The following is a 21,817-nucleotide window of genomic DNA, read 5'->3' as shown; positions in this document are numbered from 1 at the left end:
GCGTTTATGTGTGACGGGGGACGCCGAGACCGGGCTGGCCCGGGGCCGCGGGGGCGGTCGGGTGTCGGTGGTCGACCCTAGGCTGGAGGCATGTCGAGTGAGAACCCCGTCGAGACCCTGCAGCGGAGCCTGCGCGACCTGATGCGGCAGAACGCCCGCGCGGGGCGCGTCGTCGTGGCGGTCGATGCTCTCGACCTCGGCGAGGCGATGGACTTCGCGGGCGAGTTCGAGAAGGCGATCGCCGACGAGGGCACGGCGGTGTTCCATGTCTCCGTCGCCGACGGTGCGCCCGAGGTGCGCGAGTGGTTGATCACGCCGTTCCGGGCGGGCGAGGCGTTCGGTCCCGGGTACGTCGCTCCGAGCGACGCGGTGCTCGTCGTATCGGGCCGCTTCCTGCACCGCCCCGAAGTGCGCGGCCTGTGGAACTTCTCGATCTGGCTCGAGAGCAACCCGCCCATCGGCACCCCGCGCCCCGAGCTCCCCGATACCGAGAAGCAGTACCTCCGCACGGTGCGCCCCAAGGCCGAAGCGTCCGTCATCGTCGAGAACTCCGACCCCTCGCACCCCGTGCAGGTATTCGGAGACTTCTGCTGATGGTGCGTCCCGGAATCCTCCTGGTCGACAAGCCCGGAGGCATCACCAGCCATGACGTCGTCTCGCGCGCCCGGCGCGCGCTCGGAACCCGCAAGATCGGCCACGCCGGCACGCTCGACCCGATGGCCACGGGCCTGCTCGTGCTCGGCGTCGAGGGGGCGACGCGGTTGCTGACCTACATCGTCGGCGCCGACAAGACCTATGAGGCCACCATTCTGCTCGGCGTCGCCACCGACAGCGACGACGCCGACGGAGTCGAATCGGCGCGGGCGGATGCCGCCGACGTCGCGGCGGTGACCGATGAGGCCGTCGCCGCGGGCATCTCCGCCCTCACCGGCGACATCCAGCAGGTGCCCAGCACCGTCTCGGCCATCAAGGTCGCGGGCCGTCGCGCCTACGACCTCGCCCGCGCCGGCGAAGAGGTCGAGCTGAGAGCGCGGAGCGTCACGGTGTCGCGATTCGACGTGCGCGAGATGCGTCGCGGCGACGGTGCGATCGAGCTCGACGTGGTCGTGGACTGCACGAGCGGCACGTACATCCGCGCTCTCGCCCGCGACCTCGGTCGTGCGGTCGGCATCGGAGGGCACCTCACGGCTCTGCGTCGTACGCGCATCGGGGCGTTCGACGTCGCCGCCGCGGCATCCGTCGACGACATCGCCGAAGACGCCCTCGTCGCGCCCGCGACCGCGGCGGCCGTCGTGATGAGCGTCCTCGCCGTGGGTGAGGAAGAGGCGCGAGATCTGCGGCACGGCAAGCGCATCGACGGGGGAGGCCGCCTGACCGGGGCGGTCGCTGCCGCGATCGACCCCGAGGGACGCCTGATCGGCGTCGTCGAGAAGCGCGGAACGCAGCTCAAGAGCGTCATGAACATGCCCGAGGAGGTCGCCCGATGATCCTGTGGTTCACGCTCGCACAGGTGGGGATCGCCGTGATCGCGGGTCTCGTCGCGGTCACAGCCGGTCTCATCGGTCGGCGTCCCGGAGACGTCACCGTCGGCTCTCTCGCGCTCATCGAGCTGCTGCTCCTCGTGCAGATCGTCGTGGCGATCATCGCGCCGCTGGCCGGCAACCCGCCCACCGGGAGCCTGCTGGAGTTCTGGACGTACCTCGTCTCGGCCGCGCTCGTGCCCGTGGCGGGAGCCGCGTGGGCCCTTCTGGAACGCAGTCGCTGGAGCACCGTCGTCATGGGGGTCGCGGCCCTCGCCGTGGCCGTGATGGTGTGGCGCATGCACCAGATCTGGACCGTGCAGATCGCCTGACGCCGGAGCCCCGCTCGCCGAAGCCGCGAGCGAACTAGAATCGACGGGTCATGGCATCCACCACTCCCACCCGCTCCCGGGGGATGACCGGCATCGGCCGTGTCCTCGTCGTCGTCTACGGCATCATGGCGCTCGCCGCCACGGGCCGTTCGTTCGTGCAGATCGTGCGCGAGTTCGCCGACGCCCCCCTCGCATACTCGCTGTCGGCTCTCGCGGCGGTCGTCTACATTCTCGCGACCCTTGCGCTCGTCTTCTCGGCGCGACCGGCCTGGTACCGGATCGCGTGGGTCGCGATCGGTTTCGAGTTGGTCGGCGTTCTCGTCGTGGGAACCCTGAGCCTGGTGCTGCCCGAGCTGTTCCAACACCCGACGGTGTGGTCGGTCTACGGCTACGGGTATCTGTTCATCCCCCTCGTGCTGCCCTTCCTCGGACTCTGGTGGCTCACACGTCACCGCCGGGCGACCCGGTGATCGTCTTCCGCGACCCCGCGGAGGTGCCGGCGCACTTCGGTCCCTCGGTGGTGGCGATCGGCAAGTTCGACGGCGTGCACACCGGGCACCGTGCCGTGATCGATCGCGCGCGCATCGACGCCTCCGACGGGGCGCGGGTTGTCGCGGTGACCTTCGACCGCAACCCGCTGAGCGTGCTGCGCCCCGAGAAGTGCCCTCCCGACGTCATCGGGCCGCACCAGAAGCTCGACCTGCTCGAGCGCGCCGGGGTGGATGCCACGCTGCTGCTCACCTTCGACGAAGAGCTGGCCGCGATCCCCGCCGAGGACTTCGTGCTGAGGGTGCTCGTGCAGGCGCTGCAGGCGCGCACAGTGCTCGTGGGACGTGACTTCCGCTTCGGCGCCGGGGGAGAGGGCGACCCCGACCTGCTGACGCGCATGGGGGCGGAACACGGGTTCCGCGTCGACGTGGTGGACGACGTGCGCGCCGTCCACGCGGACCGGCGGGTGTCATCCACCTGGATCCGCGAGGCGTTGTCGGCGGGCGACGTCGCCACGGCCGCGCGCCTGCTCGGGCGGGCTCCCTCGGTGTGGGGCGAGGTCGTGCACGGACTCAAGCGAGGCCGTGAGCTCGGCTACCCGACCGCGAACCTGTCGCCCGATCTCGAGGGCTTCATCCCCGCGGACGGTGTCTACGCCGGTTGGCTCGTCGACGTCGACGGCGCACGACGCATCAGCTACCCGGCCGCGATCAGCGTCGGCACCAACCCGACGTTCGACGACGTGCACGCGCGCCAGGTCGAGGCCTACGTGATCGACGAGACCGGTCTCGACCTGTACGGCCATCACGTCGAGGTGCGCTTCGTCGAACGAGTGCGCGAGATGACGGCCTTCGACGGCATCGACGCGCTGCTGGTGCAGATGGCGGACGACGTGGAGCGGGCGCGGGCGATCCTGCGCTGAGTGCGAGGTCTCGGGGCATCGCCCCGGGGAAGGTGCGTGGCTCTTCGTAGGGTGCGCGTCCCTGCTCGACGATGCGTCCGCCGCGACAGGTGGTACCGGCGTTCTCGGTCGCCGTTCAGTCCTGCCTCGACAGGTGATTCCGGATGCCGAGGAACGACGCCGCGGCCCCGAGCAGCATCAGCGCGGCGGTGAAGACGGCGGCGCGGTGGAAGCCGCCGAGGTCGAGGGAGCCGCCCACGACCGCCGAGACGGCGGCGATCGCCAGGAGCCCCGCGACGCGTGAGACGGCGTTGTTGACGGCCGAGGCGATGCCGGAACGCTCGGTGTCGATGGCCCCGAGCACGGCCGCGGTGAGCGGTGAGACGGTGGCGGTGAGCCCCAGGCCCCACACGACGACGCCGGGCAGGACCTGCGTCCAGTAGTCGAAGTCGCCGTTGACGTTCAGCAGCAGCAGTGCCCCGGCCGCCATCACGATCGGTCCGAGCGTCATGAACAGGCGCGGGCCGAAGCGCCCCGCGAGGGCGCCCATCCGTGAGCTGAGCAGGATCATCAACACGGTGCTCGGCAGCGACGCGAGCCCGGCGAGGGTGGCGGGCAGCCCCGCGCCCTGCTGCAGGTACACGCTCACCACGAACCCGTTGAGCGACAGTGCGGCGTACACGAAGACGGTCGCGAGGTTGCCCGCCCAGAAGTTGCGCGAGCGGAAGAGGTCGAGCGGCATCATCGGGTCGCGGGCCGTGCGCTGACGCAGGAGGAAACCCGCGAACGACACGATGCCGATGACCCCGGGGAGCCAGATGACGGGGGACGCCCAGCCGAGGTTGGGCTGCTCGATGAGGGCGAAGACGATGCCGCCGAGGCCCAGGGCGCAGAGGACCGCGCCGAGGATGTCGACGCGGGCGCCGGGCCGGCGGTGATCGCGGTGACCGAGACGGGCGAGCAACCACATGGTCACCGCGATGGGCAGCACGTTCACCAGGAACACGAGGCGCCACGACAGCGTGTCGACGAAGATGCCGCCGATGAGGGGACCGGCGATCATGGCGACGGTCGTCGCGCCGGTCCAGATTCCGATCGCGCGGGCCTGGGCGGGCCCGCGGAATGTGGAGGTGATGAGGGCCAGAGAGCTCGGGACGAGGAGGGCGCCGGCGATGCCCTGCAGTGCGCGGGCGACGATGAGGAACTCGGCGGTGGGGGCGGCGGCGATCGCCAGCGAGGTGACTCCGAAACCGATGAGACCGATTCGCAGCACCACGATGCGCCCGAGGACGTCGCTCAGTGATCCCGCGACCAGGATGAACGCGCCGAGCGTCACCAGGTAGGCGTCGACGACCCATTGCTGCGTCGAGAGTCCGCCGCCCAGCTCGCCCGCGATGGCGGGGAGCGCGACGTTGACCACTGTCCCGTCGAGGAACGACACGAACGAGGCCAGGACGGCGATCGACAGGACGACCCGCTGCTCGCGTGTCATCGTCTCGGCCATGGCCCCAGCGTACGGTCCCCGGTGATCGTGCGCGCGGGGTGGACAGCGTCTCCGATGGTGTCGGGGACGCGTCCGAGGAATACCCCCAGGGGGTATCCTGTTCTGGACGGAGTGACCGGAGGAGAAGCCATGCGCGACAACACCGAATCCCCGACGTCGACCGCGGAAGCCGTGCTCGACATCGAGGGCATGACCTGCGCCAGCTGCGTCGCTCGGGTCGAGAAGCGGCTCGGCCGCGTCGACGGCGTCGAGGCCGCGGTCAACCTCGCGACCGAGACCGCGCGGGTCCGGTACCCGGCCGACCTCGACCCCTCGGCTCTCGTCGCGGCCGTGCGCGCCGCCGGCTACGACGCCACCGTGCGCCCGCGGTCCTCGTCTCGCGACACGACGGCGGAGGTCGCGGCATCCCTCCCGCTCCCGACGAACGAGCGACCGGATGCCGACACTCCGACCCCCCGGCCCGTCGCTGTTCCCGCGCCCGGCGGCTACGTCGACGCCACGACCGGCCGCGCCCTCGACGGGGCCGCGGACCACGGCGGCCACGTCCACGACACCGGCGACGCCCCCGAGTCCACTCCGCTCCGCGTGCGGCTGTGGGTGTCGCTCGCACTCGCCATACCTGTCGTCGCTCTCGGCATGATCCCGGCCGTGCAGTTCCCGGGCTGGCAGTGGGTGTCGCTCGTGCTCGCGACCCCGATCGTGCTGTGGGGTGGCTGGCCGTTCCACCGCGCCACGCTGCGCAATGCCCGCCACGGCGCCGCGACCATGGACACGCTCATCACCCTGGGCACGTTCGCCGCCTACCTGTGGAGCGTGTGGGCTCTCGTGTTCGGAACGGCCGGGCGGATCGGAATCCGGCACGAGGTCGTTCTCTTCGGCCCGGTGCACGACGCGACGTCGGTGGTCTATTTCGAGGTCGCGGCCGCGGTGACGGTGTTCCTGCTTCTCGGACGGGTGATCGAGCAGCGCTCCACGCGCCGAGCCGGGGCCGCGCTGCGGGCCCTCCTCGACCTGGGCGCGCGCGACGCCGAGCTCGCCGACGGTCGCCGCATCGACATCGACCGGCTGGCGGTCGGGGATGCCTTCGTCGTGCGTCCGGGAGCCACGGTCGCCACCGACGGTGAGGTAATCGAGGGGCGCGCCTCCATCGACGAGAGCATGCTGACGGGCGAAGCGCTTCCCGTCGATGTCGGGCCGGGGTCCACCGTCACCGGCGGCACGATCGCCTCGGGGGGCCGACTCGTCGTCCGCGCGACCGGGGTGGGAGAGCAGACCCGTCTGGCGCGCATCGCCCGCCTCGTCGAAGACGCCCAGCTCGGCAAGAGCCGCGTGCAGCGTCTCGCCGACCGCATCTCGGGCGTCTTCGTGCCCGTGGTCATCGTCCTCGCCGCGCTGACCCTCGGTGCGTGGCTCCTCGCCGGCCAACCCGTGGCCGCCGGCTTCACCGCGGCCGTCGCGGTGCTCATCATCGCGTGCCCCTGCGCTCTCGGACTGGCCACCCCCATCGCGATCCTCGTCGGCACCGGCCGCGGGGCGCAGCTCGGCATCCTCGTCACCGGACCCGCGGCCCTGGAGTCGGCCGAGCGCATCGACACGATCGTGCTCGACAAGACCGGCACCCTCACCTCGGGCCGGATGAGCGTGGCGCACGTCACGACCGTCGATGGTCAGGATGCCGCTGACGCGTTGCACCGCGTCGCCGCCGTCGAGCGCGGGTCGGAGCACCCCATCGCCCACGCGATCGTCGCCGCCGCGGGGGAGGGGGCGGTCGCGACGGACCTCGAGGCCCTGCCCGGCCGGGGCGTCACGGGAACCGTGGATGGCGTGCGGATCTTCGCGGGGCGTCCGGCGCTCGCCGCGGACCTCGGCGCGCGGCTGCCCGCGGCGCTCGGCGACGCCGTGGAGGCGGGGGAGCAGCGCGGCACCGTCGTCGTGGCCGGGTGGGACGACCCCGACGGCGTCCCCACCGCCCGGGTCGTCATCGAGGTGGCCGACACGATCCGCCCCGAGAGTGCCGCGGCGGTCGCGCAGCTGACCCAGATGGGCCTGGAGCCCGTGCTCCTCACCGGCGACAACGAGCATGTCGCCCGCGCCGTCGCCGATGCACTGGGCATCGAACGCGTACGCGCGGGAGTGCTGCCCGAGGGGAAGGTCGACGCGATCACGGCGCTCCGCGCGGAGGGGCGCACCGTCGCGATGGTGGGCGACGGGGTCAACGACGCCGCGGCTCTGGCATCCGCTGATCTGGGGATCGCGATGGGCGGAGGGACGGATGCCGCGCTGCACGCGAGCGACGTGGCCCTCATGCGCGACGACCCGCGGGGTATCGTCACCGCCCTCGCCCTCAGCCGACGGACGATGCGGGTCATTCGCGGCAACCTCTTCTGGGCGTTCGCGTACAACGTCGCCGCGCTGCCGCTGGCCGCGCTGGGCTTGTTGAACCCGATGCTGGCCGGGGCCGCGATGGCCTTCTCGAGCGTGTTCGTCGTGCTGAACAGCCTGAGGCTGCGACGCGCGGTGTGATCGTGCGCGCGAGGTGCCGCGAACTATCGCCTCGCGGCCTTGTGCGGCGAGAAATTCCGCCACCTCACGCAGAAAGCGGCTTGCGACCGCTAGAATGGTGGCGACCCCGACTTCCGCTGTCCTCGCGAGCCGTTCCGGCGTAGACGCGTTGCGGGTCGCCGACACCGCTTCTTCGGCGGCGGTTCGAGCGACGAACTCCCGGGGTCACTGATCCACCGGCATTCGCCGGACGCTCCGGATTGTCATCCGGACGACACGCTCAGGAGGAGCATGCCGACTACGGCAACCGCGTCCCGAGGCTCGAGCCAACGACGCAGGAAGACCACGTCATCCCGACGCGACGACGAAGCACCCGTCATCCCGATCCTCGCCCGCAAGGTGCGCGAGATCGAGGCCAAGGCGCAGCGCGGAAAGCTCGGGCCCACCAACCGCGTCAAGTTCCAGGTGATCGCTTTCCTCGTGCGCGAGGAGCGCGCCCGGGTCAAGGCCGATACCGAGATCACCGACGCCGCGCGCGCCGAGTTGCTCAAGCGACTCGACGGGGTGGCCACGATCCTCGCGAAGACCGCCGCGCGCGACACGTCGCTGATCCAGCTGCTCGAGGTCGATCAGGCCACGTCGCCGGTCGCCCGGCGTATGCGCCGCGACTGGCTGCTCGAGTCCGGTGCCGAGCTGCCGCCCGACGAGCTCATCATCACCGACAACACGCCGAAGGCCGCCCCGGTCGTTCCCGCGGCGCTCGCCGAGAAGCAGGTCATCCCCGCCTCGATCGAGGCGCGCCAGATGGCGAACCCCTTCCTCGCCCCCGACCTCACGCCCCGCTCGACGGGGGACGCTCCGCGTCGTCGCCTCGACGGCTGGGAGCTCATGGGACCGCTGTACAAGGCGTTCGAGACCGGCGCCGGCGGCTCGGCCGCGAGCATGGAGCTGCCGCCCGTCCCCGAGTTCGACCGGCTCTCGCCGCGCGGGCTCGAGGTCATGCCGCACCAGTCGCGGTTCCTCGAGGCCGTCCGGACCGGGCACCGCTCGTTCCTTCTCGCCGACGAGCCGGGCCTCGGCAAGACCGCGGAGTCGGTGCTCGCCGCATCCGTGGCCGACGCATACCCGCTGCTGGTCGTCGTCCCCAACGTCGTGAAGATGAACTGGGCCCGCGAGGTGCAGCGGTGGACGCCGCAGCGACGCGCCACCGTCATCTCGGGCGGCGGTGCCGACATCGACGCCTTCGCCGACATCTTCATCGTCAACTACGAGATCCTCGACCGGCATCTGTCGTGGCTGTCGTCGATCGGGCTCAAGGGCATCGTCGTCGACGAGGCGCACTTCATCAAGAACCTCACGTCGCAGCGCTCGCAGAACGTGCTGGCCCTGGCATCCCGTGTCCGTCAGCAGACCCGCGACCCGCTCCTTCTCGCGCTGACCGGTACCCCGCTGATCAACGACGTCGAGGATTTCGACGCGATCTGGCGTTTCCTCGGCTGGACCAACGGCGAGAAGCCCGGTCCCGAGCTGATGGAGAAGCTGGATGCCACGGGCCTCACGCCCGCGGACAAGGCGTTCTACCCCGAGGCGCGCGAGGCCGTGATCTCGATGGGCATCGTGCGGCGCAAGAAGAAAGACGTCGCCGCCGACCTGCCCGACAAGCTCGTGGCAGACCTCCCGGTCGAGCTCGACGACGAATACGGCCGGTCGATCCGTCAGGCCGAGCGCGAGCTCGGTGCCCGGCTGGCCGCGAAGTACCGCCGCATCGTCGAGGCGCGCGGCGACCGGGGCCTCGCCGCCGGCGAGATCGACGACGACATCGTGCGTCTCGTCGCCCACGGTGAGCTCGAGGAATCCAAGGCCGCGGGCTCGGGCAGCGAGAACGTCTTCACAATGGTCCGCCGCATCGGCCAGGCCAAGGCGCACCTCGCCGCCGACTACGCCGTGCAGTTGCAGCGCTCGGTCGGCAAGGTCGTGTTCTTCGCCAAGCACATCGACGTGATGGATGCCGCGGAGGCCCACTTCAAAGCCTCCGGCCTCAAGGCCGTGTCGGTGCGCGGCGAGCAGACCTCGATCGCGCGCCAGGCCGCGATCGACGCGTTCAACAGCGATCCCGACGTGGGCATCGCGGTGTGCTCGCTCACGGCCGCCGGCGTCGGACTGAACATGCAGGCCGCCTCCAACGTCGTGCTCGCCGAGCTGTCGTGGACCGCGGCCGAGCAGACGCAGGCGATCGACCGCGTGCACCGCATCGGCCAGGAGGAGCCCGTGACCGCGTGGCGCATCATCGCCGCGCACACGATCGACACCAAGATCGCCGAGCTCATCGACTCGAAGGAGGGCCTCGCGGCCCGCGCCCTCGACGGCCAGGCCATCGAGCCCGGCTCGAGCGATTCGGTGCAGCTGTCGGCGCTCATGCACCTGCTGCGTCAGGCGCTCGGCGCGGCCTGACCCGGTCCTTCGCGAACGCCCCGGCCGCTTCGGCGTCGGGGCGTTCGTGCGTGCGGAGGGGGTGCCGGTCTCCTGTTCGCGTCGCGGCGGGTCGGGTTGCGTCGCGTCGCGTCGCGGGAGCGGGCTGGGGCCCGGCGTCTGACGCCTTCGACGCACGGCGCGGGGCGCAGTTCGAGCGCCCGGGTCTCGGCATCCGCCCGCCCGTCCGTCATCGTGTGGCAGCGGTCCCGCCCGCGGCGATAGGGTCGAAGACGGCAACGGCGCCGCCCCCTTCACCCGAATCACAGCACCAGAGGACTCTGCCCATGAAGATCGGCATCCTGACCAGCGGCGGCGACTGCCCCGGGCTGAACGCGGTCATCCGTGGCGTCGTGCTCAAGGGCACGACGAACTACGACATCGAATTCGTCGGCATCCGAGACGGCTGGCGCGGAGTGGTCGACGGCGACTTCTTCCCGCTGACGCGTCACGAGGTGAAGGGCCTGTCCAAGGTCGGCGGCACCATCCTCGGCACGAGCCGCACCAACCCCTACGAGGGTGCACGCGGCGGCGCCGAGAACATCTCCAAGACGATGTACGGGCACCGGCTCGACGGCATCCTGGCCATCGGTGGCGAAGGCACGCTGGCCGCGGCCGACCGTCTGTCGAAGGACGGCATCAACGTCCTCGGCGTCCCCAAGACCATCGACAACGACCTTCGCGCCACCGATTACTCTTTCGGTTTCGACACAGCCGTCAACATCGCGACGGATGCCATGGATCGCTTGCGCACCACCGGTGACTCGCACCAGCGCTGCATGGTGGCCGAGGTCATGGGTCGTCACGTCGGCTGGATCGCCCTGCACGCGGGCATCGCCGCGGGAGCCCACGTGATCTGCATCCCCGAGGTGCCGATGTCGATCGACGAGATCGTCGAGCAGGTCACCCGCGCGCACGACCGCGGTCGCGCACCCCTGGTCGTCGTCTCGGAGGGCTTCAAGCTCAAGGGCATGGACGAGGCCTTCAGCGACAAGGGCCTCGACGCCTTCAACCGCCCCCGCCTCGGCGGCATCGGCGAGCTGCTGGCTCCCGAGATCGAGCGCCTCACCGGCATCGAAACCCGCTCCACCGTGCTCGGTCACATCCAGCGCGGAGGTTCGCCCTCGGGCTTCGACCGCGTGCTCGCGACGCGCCTGGGTCTGCACGCCGCCGACGCACTGCACGAAGGTGCGTGGGGTCAGATGGTCGCCATGCGCGGCACCGACATCGTGCGCGTCCCCTTCGCCGACGCCCTCGGCGAGCTCAACAGCGTGCCGCTGTACCGCTACGAGGAGGCCGCGGCCCTCTTCGGCTGACCCTTCGCCTCGACGCCCCGTCCCGCCGCGTGCGGGGCGGGGCGTTGCGCTGTTCGGGGGGCGTTCGCGCTGTGTGGTGGAGGCGCTGTGTGGTGGGCGGGCGGGGCGTGCTCAACCATGTCCCGAATTATGCAGCTCATGTCCCACTTTCGGCTGCCTACAGGCCTGTCAGGCAGCCACAGTTGGGACATGGCCGCGACCCCTGGCGCACTGTCCCGGGCGGGCTACCGTGCAATGTCCCGAACGACACGACTCATGTCCCACTTTCGGCTGCATACGGGCCTCTCAAGCAGCCGAAATTGGGACATGGTCGCGACACCCTCGCGATTCACCGCGCCTCCGCCTGTGGACAACCGTCGGAGCGGAGGGAGGAGGCGAGAAGCTGAGGGATGCCGAGCCCTCGCCCTCTCCCCGGACAGCTTCCCCGACACTTCTCTGTCGGCGCCGCCGCCGAGCTGGGGGTCACGCGCGCTCGATTGCGCGCCGGGGATCTGAAGACGCCGTTTCACGGCATCCGATCTTCGCAAGCCGCTGAACCCTCGTCTCTTGTCGAGCAGTGCCTGGAGTATGCGCCTCGGCTCACGCCTTGGCAGTTCTTCAGTCATGAGACGGCGCTCGCCCTCTGGGGGATCTGCACGCCGGAGTGGCCCTATGTACCGCGGATTCACGTGTCCGCACACCGCCCGAGGAGGGAGCCGCGAACCGGCGGGGTCATCGGCCACCGACTGCAGACGCGCGCACCGGCATTCTCCGCGGGCCGGCACGGCCTGCCGGTGGAGAACCCCGCACGTGCATGGCGCCAATGCGGGCGGCTGTGGCCGCTCGATGACCTGGTCGCTGCGGCGGACGCACTCTTGAGCGGCCGATCCCCGTTGGCGAATGCGCAGCAGTTGCGCTCCGAGATCAGCGAGATGGGCGACGTGCGAGGCGGTGTTCTCCGTGCGGCGATCGGACTCGCTCGGCCTGGCGTGCGGTCTCCGAGGGAGACGCGTCTGCGTCTTCTGCTCGCTCGGAACGGGCTCCCCACCCCCGAGGTCAATGCCGACATCTTCGACGCACGAGGTTTGTTTGTCGCAGAGATCGACCTCGCCTTCCCGAGGTGGATGGTCGCTGTCGAGTACGACGGTCGTCTCCATGCGGAAGACGAACGACAATTCGCGCGGGACGCCGACAGATGGGCCGCCATCCGAGCGGCAGGGTGGGATCACGTGCGGATACTCAGCCATCACCTCCGTGAGGGAGGCGTCCCGGCGGTCGGGTTGGCGCGCGACGCGCTGGTCCGAGCCGGCTGGCGGCCGGGCCTGTCCGAGCGTCCCTGACGCATGTCCCAGAAATGGTCGATCGAGCGGGGTTCAGCCAGCCAAAAGTGGGACACGGTCTGCACCTGATGGGACGAGGAGGGGCGGGTGGTGCCGGGGGTCCCGCGGATTCCGTCCACAGGCTGATGCCCACCCACAGCGAACGCCCCGCCGCACGGGGCGACGGGGCGTTCCAGACGCGGGTCGGGCTTACTCCGCCAAGCCCAGCACGTCGAGCAGCCACGCGATCTCGAACGCGCGCTCGCGCCAGGCGTTGTAGCGCCCGCTGACGCCGCCGTGGCCGGCGACCATCTCGCACTTGAGCAGCGCGTCGGCACCGACCTCGCGCAGGCGCGCGACCCACTTCGCGGGCTCCACGTACATCACGCGGGTGTCGTTGAGCGAGGTGACAGCGAGGATACGGGGGTACTCGACGCCCTCGCGGACGTTCTCGTACGGCGAGTACGACTTCATGTAGGCGTAGACCTCGGCGTCGTGCAGGGGGTCGCCCCACTCGTCCCACTCGATCACCGTGAGCGGCAGGGAGGGGTCGAGGATGGTGGTCAGCGCGTCGACGAAGGGGACGTCGGCCAGCACTCCGGCGAACATCTCGGGTGCGAGGTTCGCCACGGCGCCCATGAGCAGACCGCCGGCGCTCCCTCCCTCGGCGACGATCTGCTCGGGGGTCGTGTACCCCTCGGCCACCAGGTGGCGGGCCGCGGCGACGAAGTCGGTGAAGGTGTTGCGCTTCGCGCGCATCTTGCCGTCTTCGTACCATTGGCGGCCCATCTCGCCGCCGCCGCGCACGTGGGCGACGGCGAAGACGACGCCGCGGTCGAGCAGGGAGAGGCGCGGCACCGAGAAGCCCGGCTCGATCGAGTGCTCGTACGACCCGTAGCCGTACAGGTGCACGGGCCGTGCCGACGCACCGGGCTCGCCGAACGAGCGCTTCCACACCAGCGATACGGGTACCTGCGTGCCGTCCTCGGCGGGGGCCCACACGCGCGCCTGACCGTAGTCGGCCGGATCGAACCCGCCCAGCACGGGCTGGCGCTTGCGCAGGAGCAACTCGCCGGTCTCGACGACGTAGTCGTAGACGGTGCCGGGAGTGACGAACGAGCCGTAGCCGAGGCGCAGGACCGGGGGAGCGTACTCGGGGTTACCGCCCGTGCCGACGCTGTAGAGGGGTTCGTCGAACCCGATCTCGGTGACGGCACCGTCGGCGTACGACAGCATGCCCAGGCGCGCGAGGCCGTCGCGACGGTAGCCGACCACGCCCCAGTCGCGGAAGGTGTCGACGCCCAGCAACCGGTGACCGGTGCGGTGCGCGATCACCGTCTCGCGCGGTCCCTGGGGGTCGGATGCCGAGACCCGCACGAGCTCGAAGTCGAGAGCGTCGTCGTTGTGCAGGATGTACAGCACGTCCTCGCCATCGACGACCGCGTGCGAGGAGGAGTACTCGATGCCCTCGCGACGCGGCCACACCACTCGGGGTTCGCCGCGGAGGTCGTCCGCATCGAGGATCCATTCCTCGCTCGTGATCGACGAGCCCATCTCGATCATGAGGAAGCGGTCGCTGCGGGTGAAGTCGGCCCCGACCCAGTATCGGTCGTCGGGCTCGTGGAAGAGCTTCACGTCGTCGCTGACGGGTGTGCCGATCTCGTGCAGCCACACGGTGTCGGGCCTCCAGGCGTCGTCGACCGTGGTGTACACGATGAAGCGACCGTCGGGCGAGAACGTCGCACCCGAGAAGGTGCCGGGGATCTCGTCGGCGAGCGTCTCGCCGGTGGTGAGGTCGCGCACGCGAACGGTGTAACGCTCGTCGCCCGCCACGTCGATGCCGTAGAGCATGCGCGTGCCGTCGTTCGAGACCTCGAAGCTCCCGAGCGAGAAGAATTCGGTGCCCTCGGCCTCGACATTGCCGTCGAACAGCACCTGCTCGCCGGGGACGGCGGTGTCGGGCGAGAGGGTCGGCGGTGTCCAGTCATCGGGGGAGTCGAGGGGGGCGCGGCACTGGATGCCGTACTGCGCCCCGGCCACGGTGCGGCCGTAGTACCACCAGTCGCCGCGGCGCGCGGGAACCGACAGATCGGTTTCGAGGGTGCGGCCCTTGATCTCGCCGAAGATCGTGTCGCGCAGGGGGGCGAGGTGCGCGGTGCGCTCGCCGGTGTAGGCGTTCTCGGCTTCGAGGTGCGCGATGACCTCGGCGTCGTCTTTCGCGCGCAACCACTCGTAGGGGTCGTCGAACGTGTCTCCGTGGTGGGTGCGCGCCACGGGGCGGCGGTCGGCGACGGGCGGGGTGAGCTTCGGGTCGAGATCGGTCACCGTTCCACGCTAGTGCGCCCGTCCGATGTCGGTCCGCGAGAATACCCAGGATGCCGGCGTCGCGCCGCCCCGCAAGTTTGACCGCCGAGGTCCTCGGTGAAAGGATGTCGAGGCGACCCCGGTGAACGGGTGTCGAACTCCAGGTGAACTCTTCGTTCGTCGCGCCGATCCCGTCGGCATCCCCTCTTCCTTCTCACGGAAAGCGAACGGTGGAGAGCGCAGCCCTCATCATCGTGCTGGTCATCGCGCTGGCACTGTTCTTCGATTTCACCAACGGATTCCACGACACCGCGAACGCGATGGCCACGCCCATCGCCACCGGTGCGCTGAAGCCGAAGGTCGCCGTCCTGCTGGCTGCCAGCCTCAACCTGGTGGGCGCGTTCCTGTCGACGGAGGTGGCCAAGACCATCTCGGGCGGCATGATCCGCGAAGACCAATTGAGCCCCGATATCTTTCCGCCGATCATCTTCGCCGGCCTCATCGGCGCGATCACGTGGAACATGCTCACGTGGCTCCTGGGTCTTCCCTCGAGCTCGTCCCACGCCCTCTTCGGCGGTCTGATCGGGGCGACCCTCGTGGGCGTCGGTGCCTCGGCGATCGACACCGGCGTCGTGCTGAGCAAGGTCATCCTGCCGGCGCTCATCGCGCCCCTCACGGCCGGGATCATCGCCTTCGCGGTCACCAAGATCGCCTACGGAATCACCCGCCGCTACGACATGAAGGCGGACGGCCGCGACGGCTTCCGCTGGGGGCAGATCTTCACGTCGTCGCTGGTCGCCCTGGCGCACGGCACGAACGACGCGCAGAAGACGATGGGCGTCATCACGCTCGCCCTCATCACGGTGGGCTGGCAGTCGACGTCCAACCCCGACCCGCAGCTCTGGGTCGTCTTCGCGTGCGCTCTGACGATCGCCCTGGGCACGTACATGGGCGGCTGGCGCATCATCCGCACCCTCGGCAAGGGCCTGACCGACGTCAAGCCCGCCCAGGGCTTCTCGGCGGAGACCTCTACGGCGGCGACGATCCTGGCATCCAGCGCCCTCGGGTTCGCCCTGTCGACCACGCAGGTCGCCTCGGGCTCGGTCATCGGCTCGGGCCTCGGTCGCCGCGGCTCGACCGTGCGCTGGAACACCGTCGGTCGCATCATGATCGGCTGGGTGCTGACGCTGCCCGCCGCGGGTGCGGTGGGTGCCGCCGCGGCACTGATCGTCGTCTGGCTGGGCGGCTGGGGCGTCGCTGTCGACGCGGTCATCGCTGTCGTCATCATCCTGGGACTGTTCCTGCGCTCGCGGCGGGACTCGGTCACGTCGGCCAACGCGATGAGCGAGGTCGCCGACTCGGGCGCCGCGGTCAAGGTGCCCCGCAAGCCCGGACCCACGCGTCGTCAGCGCCGTCTCGAGCGCGACAAGGCCGGGAAGGACGCCTGATGCTGATCAACTGGGAAGCGTTCCTCCACGTCTTCGTCGCCGCGATCGTCGGCGCATCGATCGTCGTGACCTTCTACTCGCTCGGCCTGCGACTGCTGGTCCGGGGTGGTCGCCCGCCGCTCGTCTCTCCGGCCGAATTCACGGATGCCATCACCGTGCTCACCGACAAGCAGAAGCGCCGGGCCGAGAAGGCGGTGGCCAAAGCGGCCAAGAAGAACCCGTTGAGCGAGGGGCAGAAGCGCGTCTCGCTGGTCGGCGCCTACTTGTGCTTCGCGGTGTGCGCCGCCGCCGTGCTCGGTGCGCTGCTGCTGATCCTCTTCAACCACTGACGTCTCGGGCGCGATGTCGGAGCCCCCTTTTAGGCTGAGGGCATGGCATCCGTGCAGTTCGGTCAACATGCGCCCGCGGCGCGCGTGATCCTCCATCTCAGCGACACCCACCTGCTGGGCGGCGACCGCCTGCTCGGCGACCGCTACGACACCGCGCTGCACCTTCGTCGCACGCTCGAGGCCGCCGAGGCGACGGGAGTGCGGCCGGATGCCGTGGTGTTCACCGGCGACCTCGCCGACCTCGGCGAACCCGAGGCCTACCGTGCTCTGCGCGACGCGGTCGAACCGTGGGCCGAGGGCCTCGGCGCGCCGGTGGTCTGGGTCGCCGGCAATCACGACGAACGCCCCGCTCTTCGTGAAGAACTCCTCGACGCCGAGCCGACCGAAGAACCCGTGACGGGTGTCTGGGATCTCGGCGGCCTGCGGCTGATCGCCCTGGACTCGACCGTCCCGGGCTGGCACCACGGCGATATCGACGCGGAGCAGCTCGAGTGGTTACGCGCAGAACTCGCGGAGCCGGCGCCGCTCGGCACGATCCTCGCGCTGCACCACCCGCCGCTTCCCACGCACATCCCCTTCTTCGACATCCTCGAGCTGCGCGACCAGCCGGGTCTCGCCGCAGCCATCGCCGGGAGCGACGTACGGGCGATCCTCGCGGGCCACCTGCACTACTCGACCTCGGGCACCTTCGCCGGAGTGCCGGTGAGCGTCGCCGCGGCTTCCTGCTACACGATGGACCTCGCGCGCCCCGGCGACGCGGTGAACGGGATGGATGCCGGACGCTCGTTCCACCTCGTCCACGTCTGGGACGACACGATCACCCACGCCGTCGTCCCCGTCGTCGACGTCGAGGCCTCGGGATTCTTCACTCCCGAGTGGACGGCGCGCATGGCGGCGCTGAGCCCCGAGGAGCGCCTCGAGGCGTTCTCGCGCAAACGCCCCTGAGGGGCGACGCTCACCGCGCGGCGCGGAGATGCCTGGCCGCCCCGTACCGGACGCGGAGAGCGGAGACACGCCTGCGCGTTCCGGCGGACCGACCCGGTCTCGAGACGCGGCAATAGACGTCACGGAAGGTATGGATCCGACGACCGGCCGCCGTGTCCACCGACCGGCAGTGCCGCCCTCGTTAGGCTCGTGGCATCCCTATTCGCCGTGACACCCACGAGGACTCCCACATGGCTTTGGACGCAATGACGCGCACCCGTACCGAGACCGACTCCCTCGGATCCCTCGAGATCCCCGCCGACGCGTATTGGGGGATCCACACCGCTCGTGCGCTCGAGAACTTCCCGATCGCCAAGCGCCCCATCTCGGTGTATCCCGACCTCGTGCGGGCGCTCGCGATGGTCAAGCAGGCCTCGGCTCGCGCCAATCGCGAGATCGGCGTGCTGGACCACGAGAAGGCCGACCTCATCGACCGCGCCGCGCAGCGCGTGATCGACGGCGAGTTCCACGACGAGTTCACCGTCGGCGTCATCCAGGGCGGGGCCGGCACCTCGACCAACATGAACGCCAACGAGGTGATCACCAACATCGCCCTCGAGCTGGCGGGACGGGAGAAGGGCGATTACGCCTTCCTCTCGCCGATCGACGATACGAACCGCAGCCAGTCGACCAACGACGTGTACCCCACGGCGATCAAGATCGGCCTCGCCCTGACCCTTCAGAGCCTGCTCGAAGAGCTCAAGCTCCTGCGGCAGTCCTTCCTGTCGAAGTCGGAGGAGTTCCACGACGTCCTCAAGGTGGGTCGTACGCAGCTGCAGGATGCCGTGCCGATGACGCTCGGCCAGGAGTTCCACGGCTTCGCGACGACCCTCGGCGAGGACTACAGCCGGCTCACCGAGAACGCCTACCTGCTCTACGAGATCAACATGGGCGCGACGGCCATCGGCACGGGGATCACCGCTCACGCGGGGTACGGGGGAGCGGTGCTCCGGCACCTGCGCGAGATCACCGGCCTCGACCTCGAGACGGCGACCGACCTCGTCGAGTCCACGAGCGACACGGGCGCTTTCATGTCGTTCTCGTCGTCGCTGAAGCGCAACGCGGTGAAACTGTCGAAGATCTGCAACGACCTGCGCCTGCTCTCGAGCGGCCCGCAGGCCGGTCTCGGCGAGATCAACCTCCCGGCGCGCCAAGCCGGCTCGAGCATCATGCCCGGCAAGGTCAATCCCGTGATCCCCGAGGTCGTGAACCAGGTCGCCTTCTCGGTGGTCGGCGCCGACATGACGGTGACGATGGCGGTCGAGAGCGGCCAGCTGCAGCTCAATGCCTTCGAGCCGGTCATCGCGCACTCGATCTACCAGTCGATCACGTGGATGCGTCAGGCGATGTGGACCCTGCGCGTCAACTGCGTCGACGGCATCACGGCCAACCGCGAGCGTCTCGGCGCGATGGTCGGCTCCTCTGTCGGCGTCGTCACGGCTCTGACCCCCTTCATCGGCTACGCGGCCGCCGCGGCCCTCGCCAAGACCGCGCTCCTCACGCACCGCAACGTCGCCGACCTCGTCGTCGAGGCCGGGCTCATGACGCGCGACGAGGTCATGAAGCAGATCTCTCCCGCGCGGCTCTCCGGTCTGCAGGCGGTGACGGCCGCGATCCCGATCGTGCGCGCGGCGGACAGCGTCGTCGAGGGCTGAGCCCTCGAAAACTCCGAAGGGCCGGGACGCGATCGTCCCGGCCCTTCGTCGTGCGTGCGACCTCAGTCGAGGATGCGGCAGTGCGTGGTCAGTTCACCGATGCCGTCGATCCCGACGGTCACGGTGGAGCGGTCGCGGAGGAAGATCTGCGGATCTCGCGAGTAGCCGGCACCTCCCGGGCTGCCGGTGGAGATGAGGGTGCCGGGGAGCAGTGTGACCGACTCCGACAGCTTGTTGATGAGGGTCGCGACCGAGCGCACCATCTGGCCGGTGCTGGCATCCTGCACGGTGTGTCCGTCGACGACGGTCCAGATGTGCAGGTCCTGCGGATCGGGGATCTCGTCGGCGGTCACGACGAAGGGGCCGGTCGGGGTGAACCCGTCGAACGACTTGCAGCGCGACCACTGGGCCTCGGAGAACTGGATGTTGCGCGCCGTCACGTCGTTGACGACGGTGTAGCCCCAGACGTGGTCGAGGGCGTCCTCTTCGCTGATGTCGCGACCGGGGCGCCCGATGATGACGCCGAGCTCGGCTTCGTAGTCGACGGCCTCGCTCAGCGAACGCGGCCACGAGGTGGTCTCGCCGTGCGCGGTGAGCGAGTTCGGCCACAGCACGAAGACCGTGGGGCCGGCGTCGGTCTTCAGCCCCAGTTCTCCCGAGTGCGCCGCGTAGTTGAGGCCGACCGCGAGGATCGAGGGCGGTGCGAGCACCGCGGACGCGTACCGGATGCCGGAGAGCGGATGCCGCGGGGCACTCGTCGCGCCGTCGCGGACGCGGTCCAGCAGGTCGTCACCGCCGGCGATCAGCTCCTCGAGGGTGCTCGGGGCGCCGACGAAGAATTCGTCGACGAACGAGAACTCCTCGTCGTGGACGCTGACGAGACGGGGGGCTTCCGCCCCCTCCTGTGCACGGACGTGGGCGAAACGCATGCCTCCACGCTACCGGCCCCGGCGCGGTGGGGGTGTCCGCAAGCCCCGCAGGCCGGGTCGGAGGCCGCCCCTATGCTGTGCGCATGACCTTTCCCTCGCCGCTTTCGCAGCCCGGATCGGCCGACCCGCCCCGCATCTCGACGGCCCCTCAGTCGGCCGTCTCGGCGGCGCCGCCCCGCTCACGGCGGGGCGGTGTGGCGCTGTGGATCGTGGCGGTGCTCCTGGTGCCGCTGTTGGCCCTCCTGGTGCGCTACTTCACCGGCTTCCTCGGGACGGCGGCGTCGTTCGTCGGGCTCGTGCTCGCCGTGATCCCCTTCGTGATCGTCTGGTTCGCCGTGCGTTACATCGACCGATGGGAGCCCGAGCCGCGTCGCCTGCTCGTCTTCGCCGTGGCATGGGGTGCGATCGCCGCGGTGGCGATCGCGCTCGGCGTCGACCTCGTCATCACGTTGTTCGCCGGTCCGCAGCCGCCGGCCTTCAGCAGCGTCATCCAGGCACCGATCGTCGAAGAGGTCGCGAAGGGCCTCGGCGTACTGCTCATCTTCGCTCTCGCCCGCCGCGCCTTCGACGGTCCGGTCGACGGCATCGTCTACGGCGCTCTCATCGGGGCCGGCTTCGCCCTCACCGAGAACGTGCAGTACTTCGCCATCAGCTACCTCGAGGGCGGTCCGAGCCAGGTCGCGAGCACCTTCTTCCTGCGCGCCGTGCTCTCTCCTTTCGCGCACGTCATGTTCACGAGCGTCACCGGGTTCGCCTTCGGCCTGGCCGCCCGCCGGGGGCTGCGCACCGGCGCGGCGCTGCGGTACGGCGTCCCCGGGATCATCGGCGCGATCGTGCTCCACGCCCTGTGGAACGGCTCCGCCACGTTCTTCGACTTCTTCGAGCTGTACGCGGCGCTCCAGGTGCCGCTGTTCGTTCTGTTCCTGCTCGGCATCCTGGCCCTGCGCCGCGAGGAATCGCGACTCACGCGAGCGCGGCTGGGGGAGTACGCCGCGGCGGGGTGGTTCACCCCTCAAGAAGTCGACATGCTGGCCACCGCCCCGGGGCGGCGTTCCGCCCTGGCCTGGTCGCGGACACTGCCCGGAGACCGCTCCACGGTGATGAAGGGCTTCATCGCGGATGCCACGGCACTGGCCGCCGCGCGTCAGCGGACGCTGTCCGGACGCGACCCGCACGCCCCGGCCACCGAGCGGTATCTGCTCGAGCGCACGACGGCCGCGCGGGCGGCGCTGCTGCGTCCCTGACCCGGCGTCGCGACGGGGTCTTGACACCGTCTGAGGGGAGGAGCACCATCGATGTAGGCCAACTCAGCGCCCGGTAGACACGCAGGCATCGCCGCGGCACCGGGCGCTGAGTCTTTCTCGGGCAGGAATGTCCAGGGGGTTCGTGGGCGGCGCGTCCGTGCTTGGATGGAGTCATGACTGATCGCACCAAGCCGGAGTTCGATGCTCCCAGCGGCCCCGCCCCCTCCGACCTCGTCATCCGCGACATCATCGTCGGCGACGGCGATGAGGCGAAGCCCGGCGACACCGTCACCGTGCACTACGCCGGTGTCGAGTACGAGTCGGGTGAAGAGTTCGACTCCTCCTGGGGCCGGGGCGAGAGCATCCAGTTCCCCCTCCGCGGTCTGATCCAGGGCTGGCAGGACGGCATCCCGGGCATGAAGGTCGGCGGACGCCGCGAGCTCGTGATCCCGCCGCATCTCGCCTACGGACCCGCCGGTGGGCACTTCCTGGGTGGCAAGACCCTCATCTTCATCATCGACCTGCTGAAGGTCGGCTGATCGGGAGTTCTTCACCGAACATTCACGAACCCGAGGGGGCAGAGGCTCCCTCGG

At 70.1% G+C, this 21,817-nt stretch carries 17 protein-coding genes; 14 read left to right on the top strand and 3 right to left on the bottom strand.

Annotated elements, in window-relative coordinates:
• The first annotated feature begins 90 nt into the window (after positions 1-90).
• From DEU35_RS01440 to DEU35_RS01420, 5 genes are read left to right on the top strand one after another with little or no spacing between them, the layout of a single operon-like run.
• Complete coding sequence (locus DEU35_RS01440) at positions 91-594, top strand: hypothetical protein (RefSeq protein ID WP_116238411.1); 504 nt, start codon at positions 91-93, stop codon at positions 592-594.
• Positions 594-1,487: a tRNA pseudouridine(55) synthase TruB gene (truB, locus tag DEU35_RS01435; protein WP_116238410.1), complete on the top strand. Its 894-nt coding sequence runs from the start codon at positions 594-596 to the stop codon at positions 1,485-1,487. The genes DEU35_RS01440 and truB overlap by 1 nt, the downstream gene beginning before the upstream one ends.
• Complete coding sequence (locus DEU35_RS01430) at positions 1,484-1,852, top strand: hypothetical protein (protein ID WP_103210336.1); 369 nt, start codon at positions 1,484-1,486, stop codon at positions 1,850-1,852. Before truB ends, DEU35_RS01430 begins: the two co-directional genes overlap by 4 nt.
• Positions 1,853-1,902: 50 nt before the next feature.
• Complete coding sequence (locus DEU35_RS01425) at positions 1,903-2,322, top strand: hypothetical protein (protein ID WP_103210338.1); 420 nt, start codon at positions 1,903-1,905, stop codon at positions 2,320-2,322.
• Positions 2,319-3,263: a bifunctional riboflavin kinase/FAD synthetase gene (locus DEU35_RS01420; protein ID WP_103210851.1), complete on the top strand. Its 945-nt coding sequence runs from the start codon at positions 2,319-2,321 to the stop codon at positions 3,261-3,263. Before DEU35_RS01425 ends, DEU35_RS01420 begins: the two co-directional genes overlap by 4 nt.
• Positions 3,264-3,378: 115 nt before the next feature.
• Here DEU35_RS01420 and DEU35_RS01415 read toward each other — a convergent pair whose 3' ends face one another.
• Complete coding sequence (locus DEU35_RS01415; RefSeq protein ID WP_116238409.1) at positions 3,379-4,746, bottom strand: MFS transporter; 1,368 nt, start codon at positions 4,744-4,746, stop codon at positions 3,379-3,381.
• A 129-nt stretch (positions 4,747-4,875) separates the two neighbouring features.
• Here DEU35_RS01415 and DEU35_RS01410 point away from each other — a divergent pair, with 129 nt between their 5' ends.
• From DEU35_RS01410 to DEU35_RS01400, 3 genes are all read left to right on the top strand, one after another.
• Positions 4,876-7,269, top strand: coding sequence for a cation-translocating P-type ATPase (locus DEU35_RS01410; protein WP_116238408.1), 2,394 nt, complete (start codon positions 4,876-4,878; stop codon positions 7,267-7,269).
• Between the two features lie 270 nt (positions 7,270-7,539).
• Entirely contained in the window at positions 7,540-9,699 is a 2,160-nt protein-coding gene (locus DEU35_RS01405) for a DEAD/DEAH box helicase (protein WP_116238407.1), read from the top strand.
• A gap of 305 nt (positions 9,700-10,004) precedes the next feature.
• A complete protein-coding gene (locus tag DEU35_RS01400; protein ID WP_103210346.1) occupies positions 10,005-11,033 on the top strand; it encodes a 6-phosphofructokinase in 1,029 nt (342 codons plus the stop codon).
• Between the two features lie 1,508 nt (positions 11,034-12,541).
• On the opposite strand, the gene DEU35_RS01390 is transcribed toward DEU35_RS01400, so the two are convergent.
• The gene (locus DEU35_RS01390; protein WP_116238405.1) at positions 12,542-14,656 is read right to left on the bottom strand and encodes a S9 family peptidase; all 2,115 of its coding nucleotides are present in this window, start codon (positions 14,654-14,656) and stop codon (positions 12,542-12,544) included.
• Between the two features lie 209 nt (positions 14,657-14,865).
• Here DEU35_RS01390 and DEU35_RS01385 point away from each other — a divergent pair, with 209 nt between their 5' ends.
• From DEU35_RS01385 to DEU35_RS01370, 4 genes are all read left to right on the top strand, one after another.
• The gene (locus tag DEU35_RS01385; RefSeq protein WP_103210352.1) at positions 14,866-16,083 is read left to right on the top strand and encodes an inorganic phosphate transporter; all 1,218 of its coding nucleotides are present in this window, start codon (positions 14,866-14,868) and stop codon (positions 16,081-16,083) included.
• The gene (locus DEU35_RS01380; RefSeq protein ID WP_116238404.1) at positions 16,083-16,412 is read left to right on the top strand and encodes a peptidase; all 330 of its coding nucleotides are present in this window, start codon (positions 16,083-16,085) and stop codon (positions 16,410-16,412) included. Before DEU35_RS01385 ends, DEU35_RS01380 begins: the two co-directional genes overlap by 1 nt.
• Before the next feature lie 42 nt (positions 16,413-16,454).
• A complete protein-coding gene (locus tag DEU35_RS01375; protein WP_116238403.1) occupies positions 16,455-17,357 on the top strand; it encodes a phosphodiesterase in 903 nt (300 codons plus the stop codon).
• 230 nt (positions 17,358-17,587) lie between these two features.
• Positions 17,588-19,051, top strand: coding sequence for an aspartate ammonia-lyase (locus DEU35_RS01370; protein WP_103210358.1), 1,464 nt, complete (start codon positions 17,588-17,590; stop codon positions 19,049-19,051).
• Positions 19,052-19,113: 62 nt separating this feature from the next.
• Here the strand turns inward: DEU35_RS01370 and DEU35_RS01365 are convergent, their stop codons facing one another.
• Entirely contained in the window at positions 19,114-19,980 is an 867-nt protein-coding gene (locus tag DEU35_RS01365) for a fumarylacetoacetate hydrolase family protein (RefSeq protein ID WP_116238402.1), read from the bottom strand.
• Positions 19,981-20,063: 83 nt separating this feature from the next.
• On the opposite strand from DEU35_RS01365, the gene DEU35_RS01360 reads away from it, so the two are divergent.
• Both DEU35_RS01360 and DEU35_RS01355 read left to right on the top strand, forming a co-directional pair.
• Positions 20,064-21,224 (top strand): PrsW family intramembrane metalloprotease, encoded by a 1,161-nt coding sequence (locus DEU35_RS01360; protein WP_116238401.1) that lies wholly within the window; start codon positions 20,064-20,066, stop codon positions 21,222-21,224.
• Between the two features lie 173 nt (positions 21,225-21,397).
• Positions 21,398-21,763 carry an FKBP-type peptidyl-prolyl cis-trans isomerase gene (locus tag DEU35_RS01355; RefSeq protein WP_013583439.1) on the top strand — a complete coding sequence of 122 codons (366 nt, stop codon included), beginning with the start codon at positions 21,398-21,400 and terminating at the stop codon, positions 21,761-21,763.
• Positions 21,764-21,817 lie beyond the last annotated feature (54 nt).

Source organism: Microbacterium sp. AG157, from assembly GCF_003385695.1.
GTDB classification, from domain to species: Bacteria; Actinomycetota; Actinomycetes; order Actinomycetales; family Microbacteriaceae; genus Microbacterium; species Microbacterium testaceum.
Note: the sequence above shows the minus strand (reverse complement) of the source record. Positions and strands in the feature narration are given on the sequence as shown.

Coding starts and splice junctions, on each gene's coding strand:
- DEU35_RS01375 (WP_116238403.1), top strand. CDS start 16,455: ATGGCATCCGTGCAGTTCGGTCAACATGCGCCCGCGGCGCGCGTGATC.
- DEU35_RS01365 (WP_116238402.1), bottom strand. CDS start 19,980: ATGCGTTTCGCCCACGTCCGTGCACAGGAGGGGGCGGAAGCCCCCCGT.
- DEU35_RS01430 (WP_103210336.1), top strand. CDS start 1,484: ATGATCCTGTGGTTCACGCTCGCACAGGTGGGGATCGCCGTGATCGCG.
- DEU35_RS01380 (WP_116238404.1), top strand. CDS start 16,083: ATGCTGATCAACTGGGAAGCGTTCCTCCACGTCTTCGTCGCCGCGATC.
- DEU35_RS01440 (WP_116238411.1), top strand. CDS start 91: ATGTCGAGTGAGAACCCCGTCGAGACCCTGCAGCGGAGCCTGCGCGAC.
- DEU35_RS01370 (WP_103210358.1), top strand. CDS start 17,588: ATGGCTTTGGACGCAATGACGCGCACCCGTACCGAGACCGACTCCCTC.
- DEU35_RS01410 (WP_116238408.1), top strand. CDS start 4,876: ATGCGCGACAACACCGAATCCCCGACGTCGACCGCGGAAGCCGTGCTC.
- DEU35_RS01405 (WP_116238407.1), top strand. CDS start 7,540: ATGCCGACTACGGCAACCGCGTCCCGAGGCTCGAGCCAACGACGCAGG.
- DEU35_RS01355 (WP_013583439.1), top strand. CDS start 21,398: ATGACTGATCGCACCAAGCCGGAGTTCGATGCTCCCAGCGGCCCCGCC.
- DEU35_RS01360 (WP_116238401.1), top strand. CDS start 20,064: ATGACCTTTCCCTCGCCGCTTTCGCAGCCCGGATCGGCCGACCCGCCC.
- DEU35_RS01400 (WP_103210346.1), top strand. CDS start 10,005: ATGAAGATCGGCATCCTGACCAGCGGCGGCGACTGCCCCGGGCTGAAC.
- DEU35_RS01415 (WP_116238409.1), bottom strand. CDS start 4,746: ATGGCCGAGACGATGACACGCGAGCAGCGGGTCGTCCTGTCGATCGCC.
- DEU35_RS01425 (WP_103210338.1), top strand. CDS start 1,903: ATGGCATCCACCACTCCCACCCGCTCCCGGGGGATGACCGGCATCGGC.
- truB (WP_116238410.1), top strand. CDS start 594: ATGGTGCGTCCCGGAATCCTCCTGGTCGACAAGCCCGGAGGCATCACC.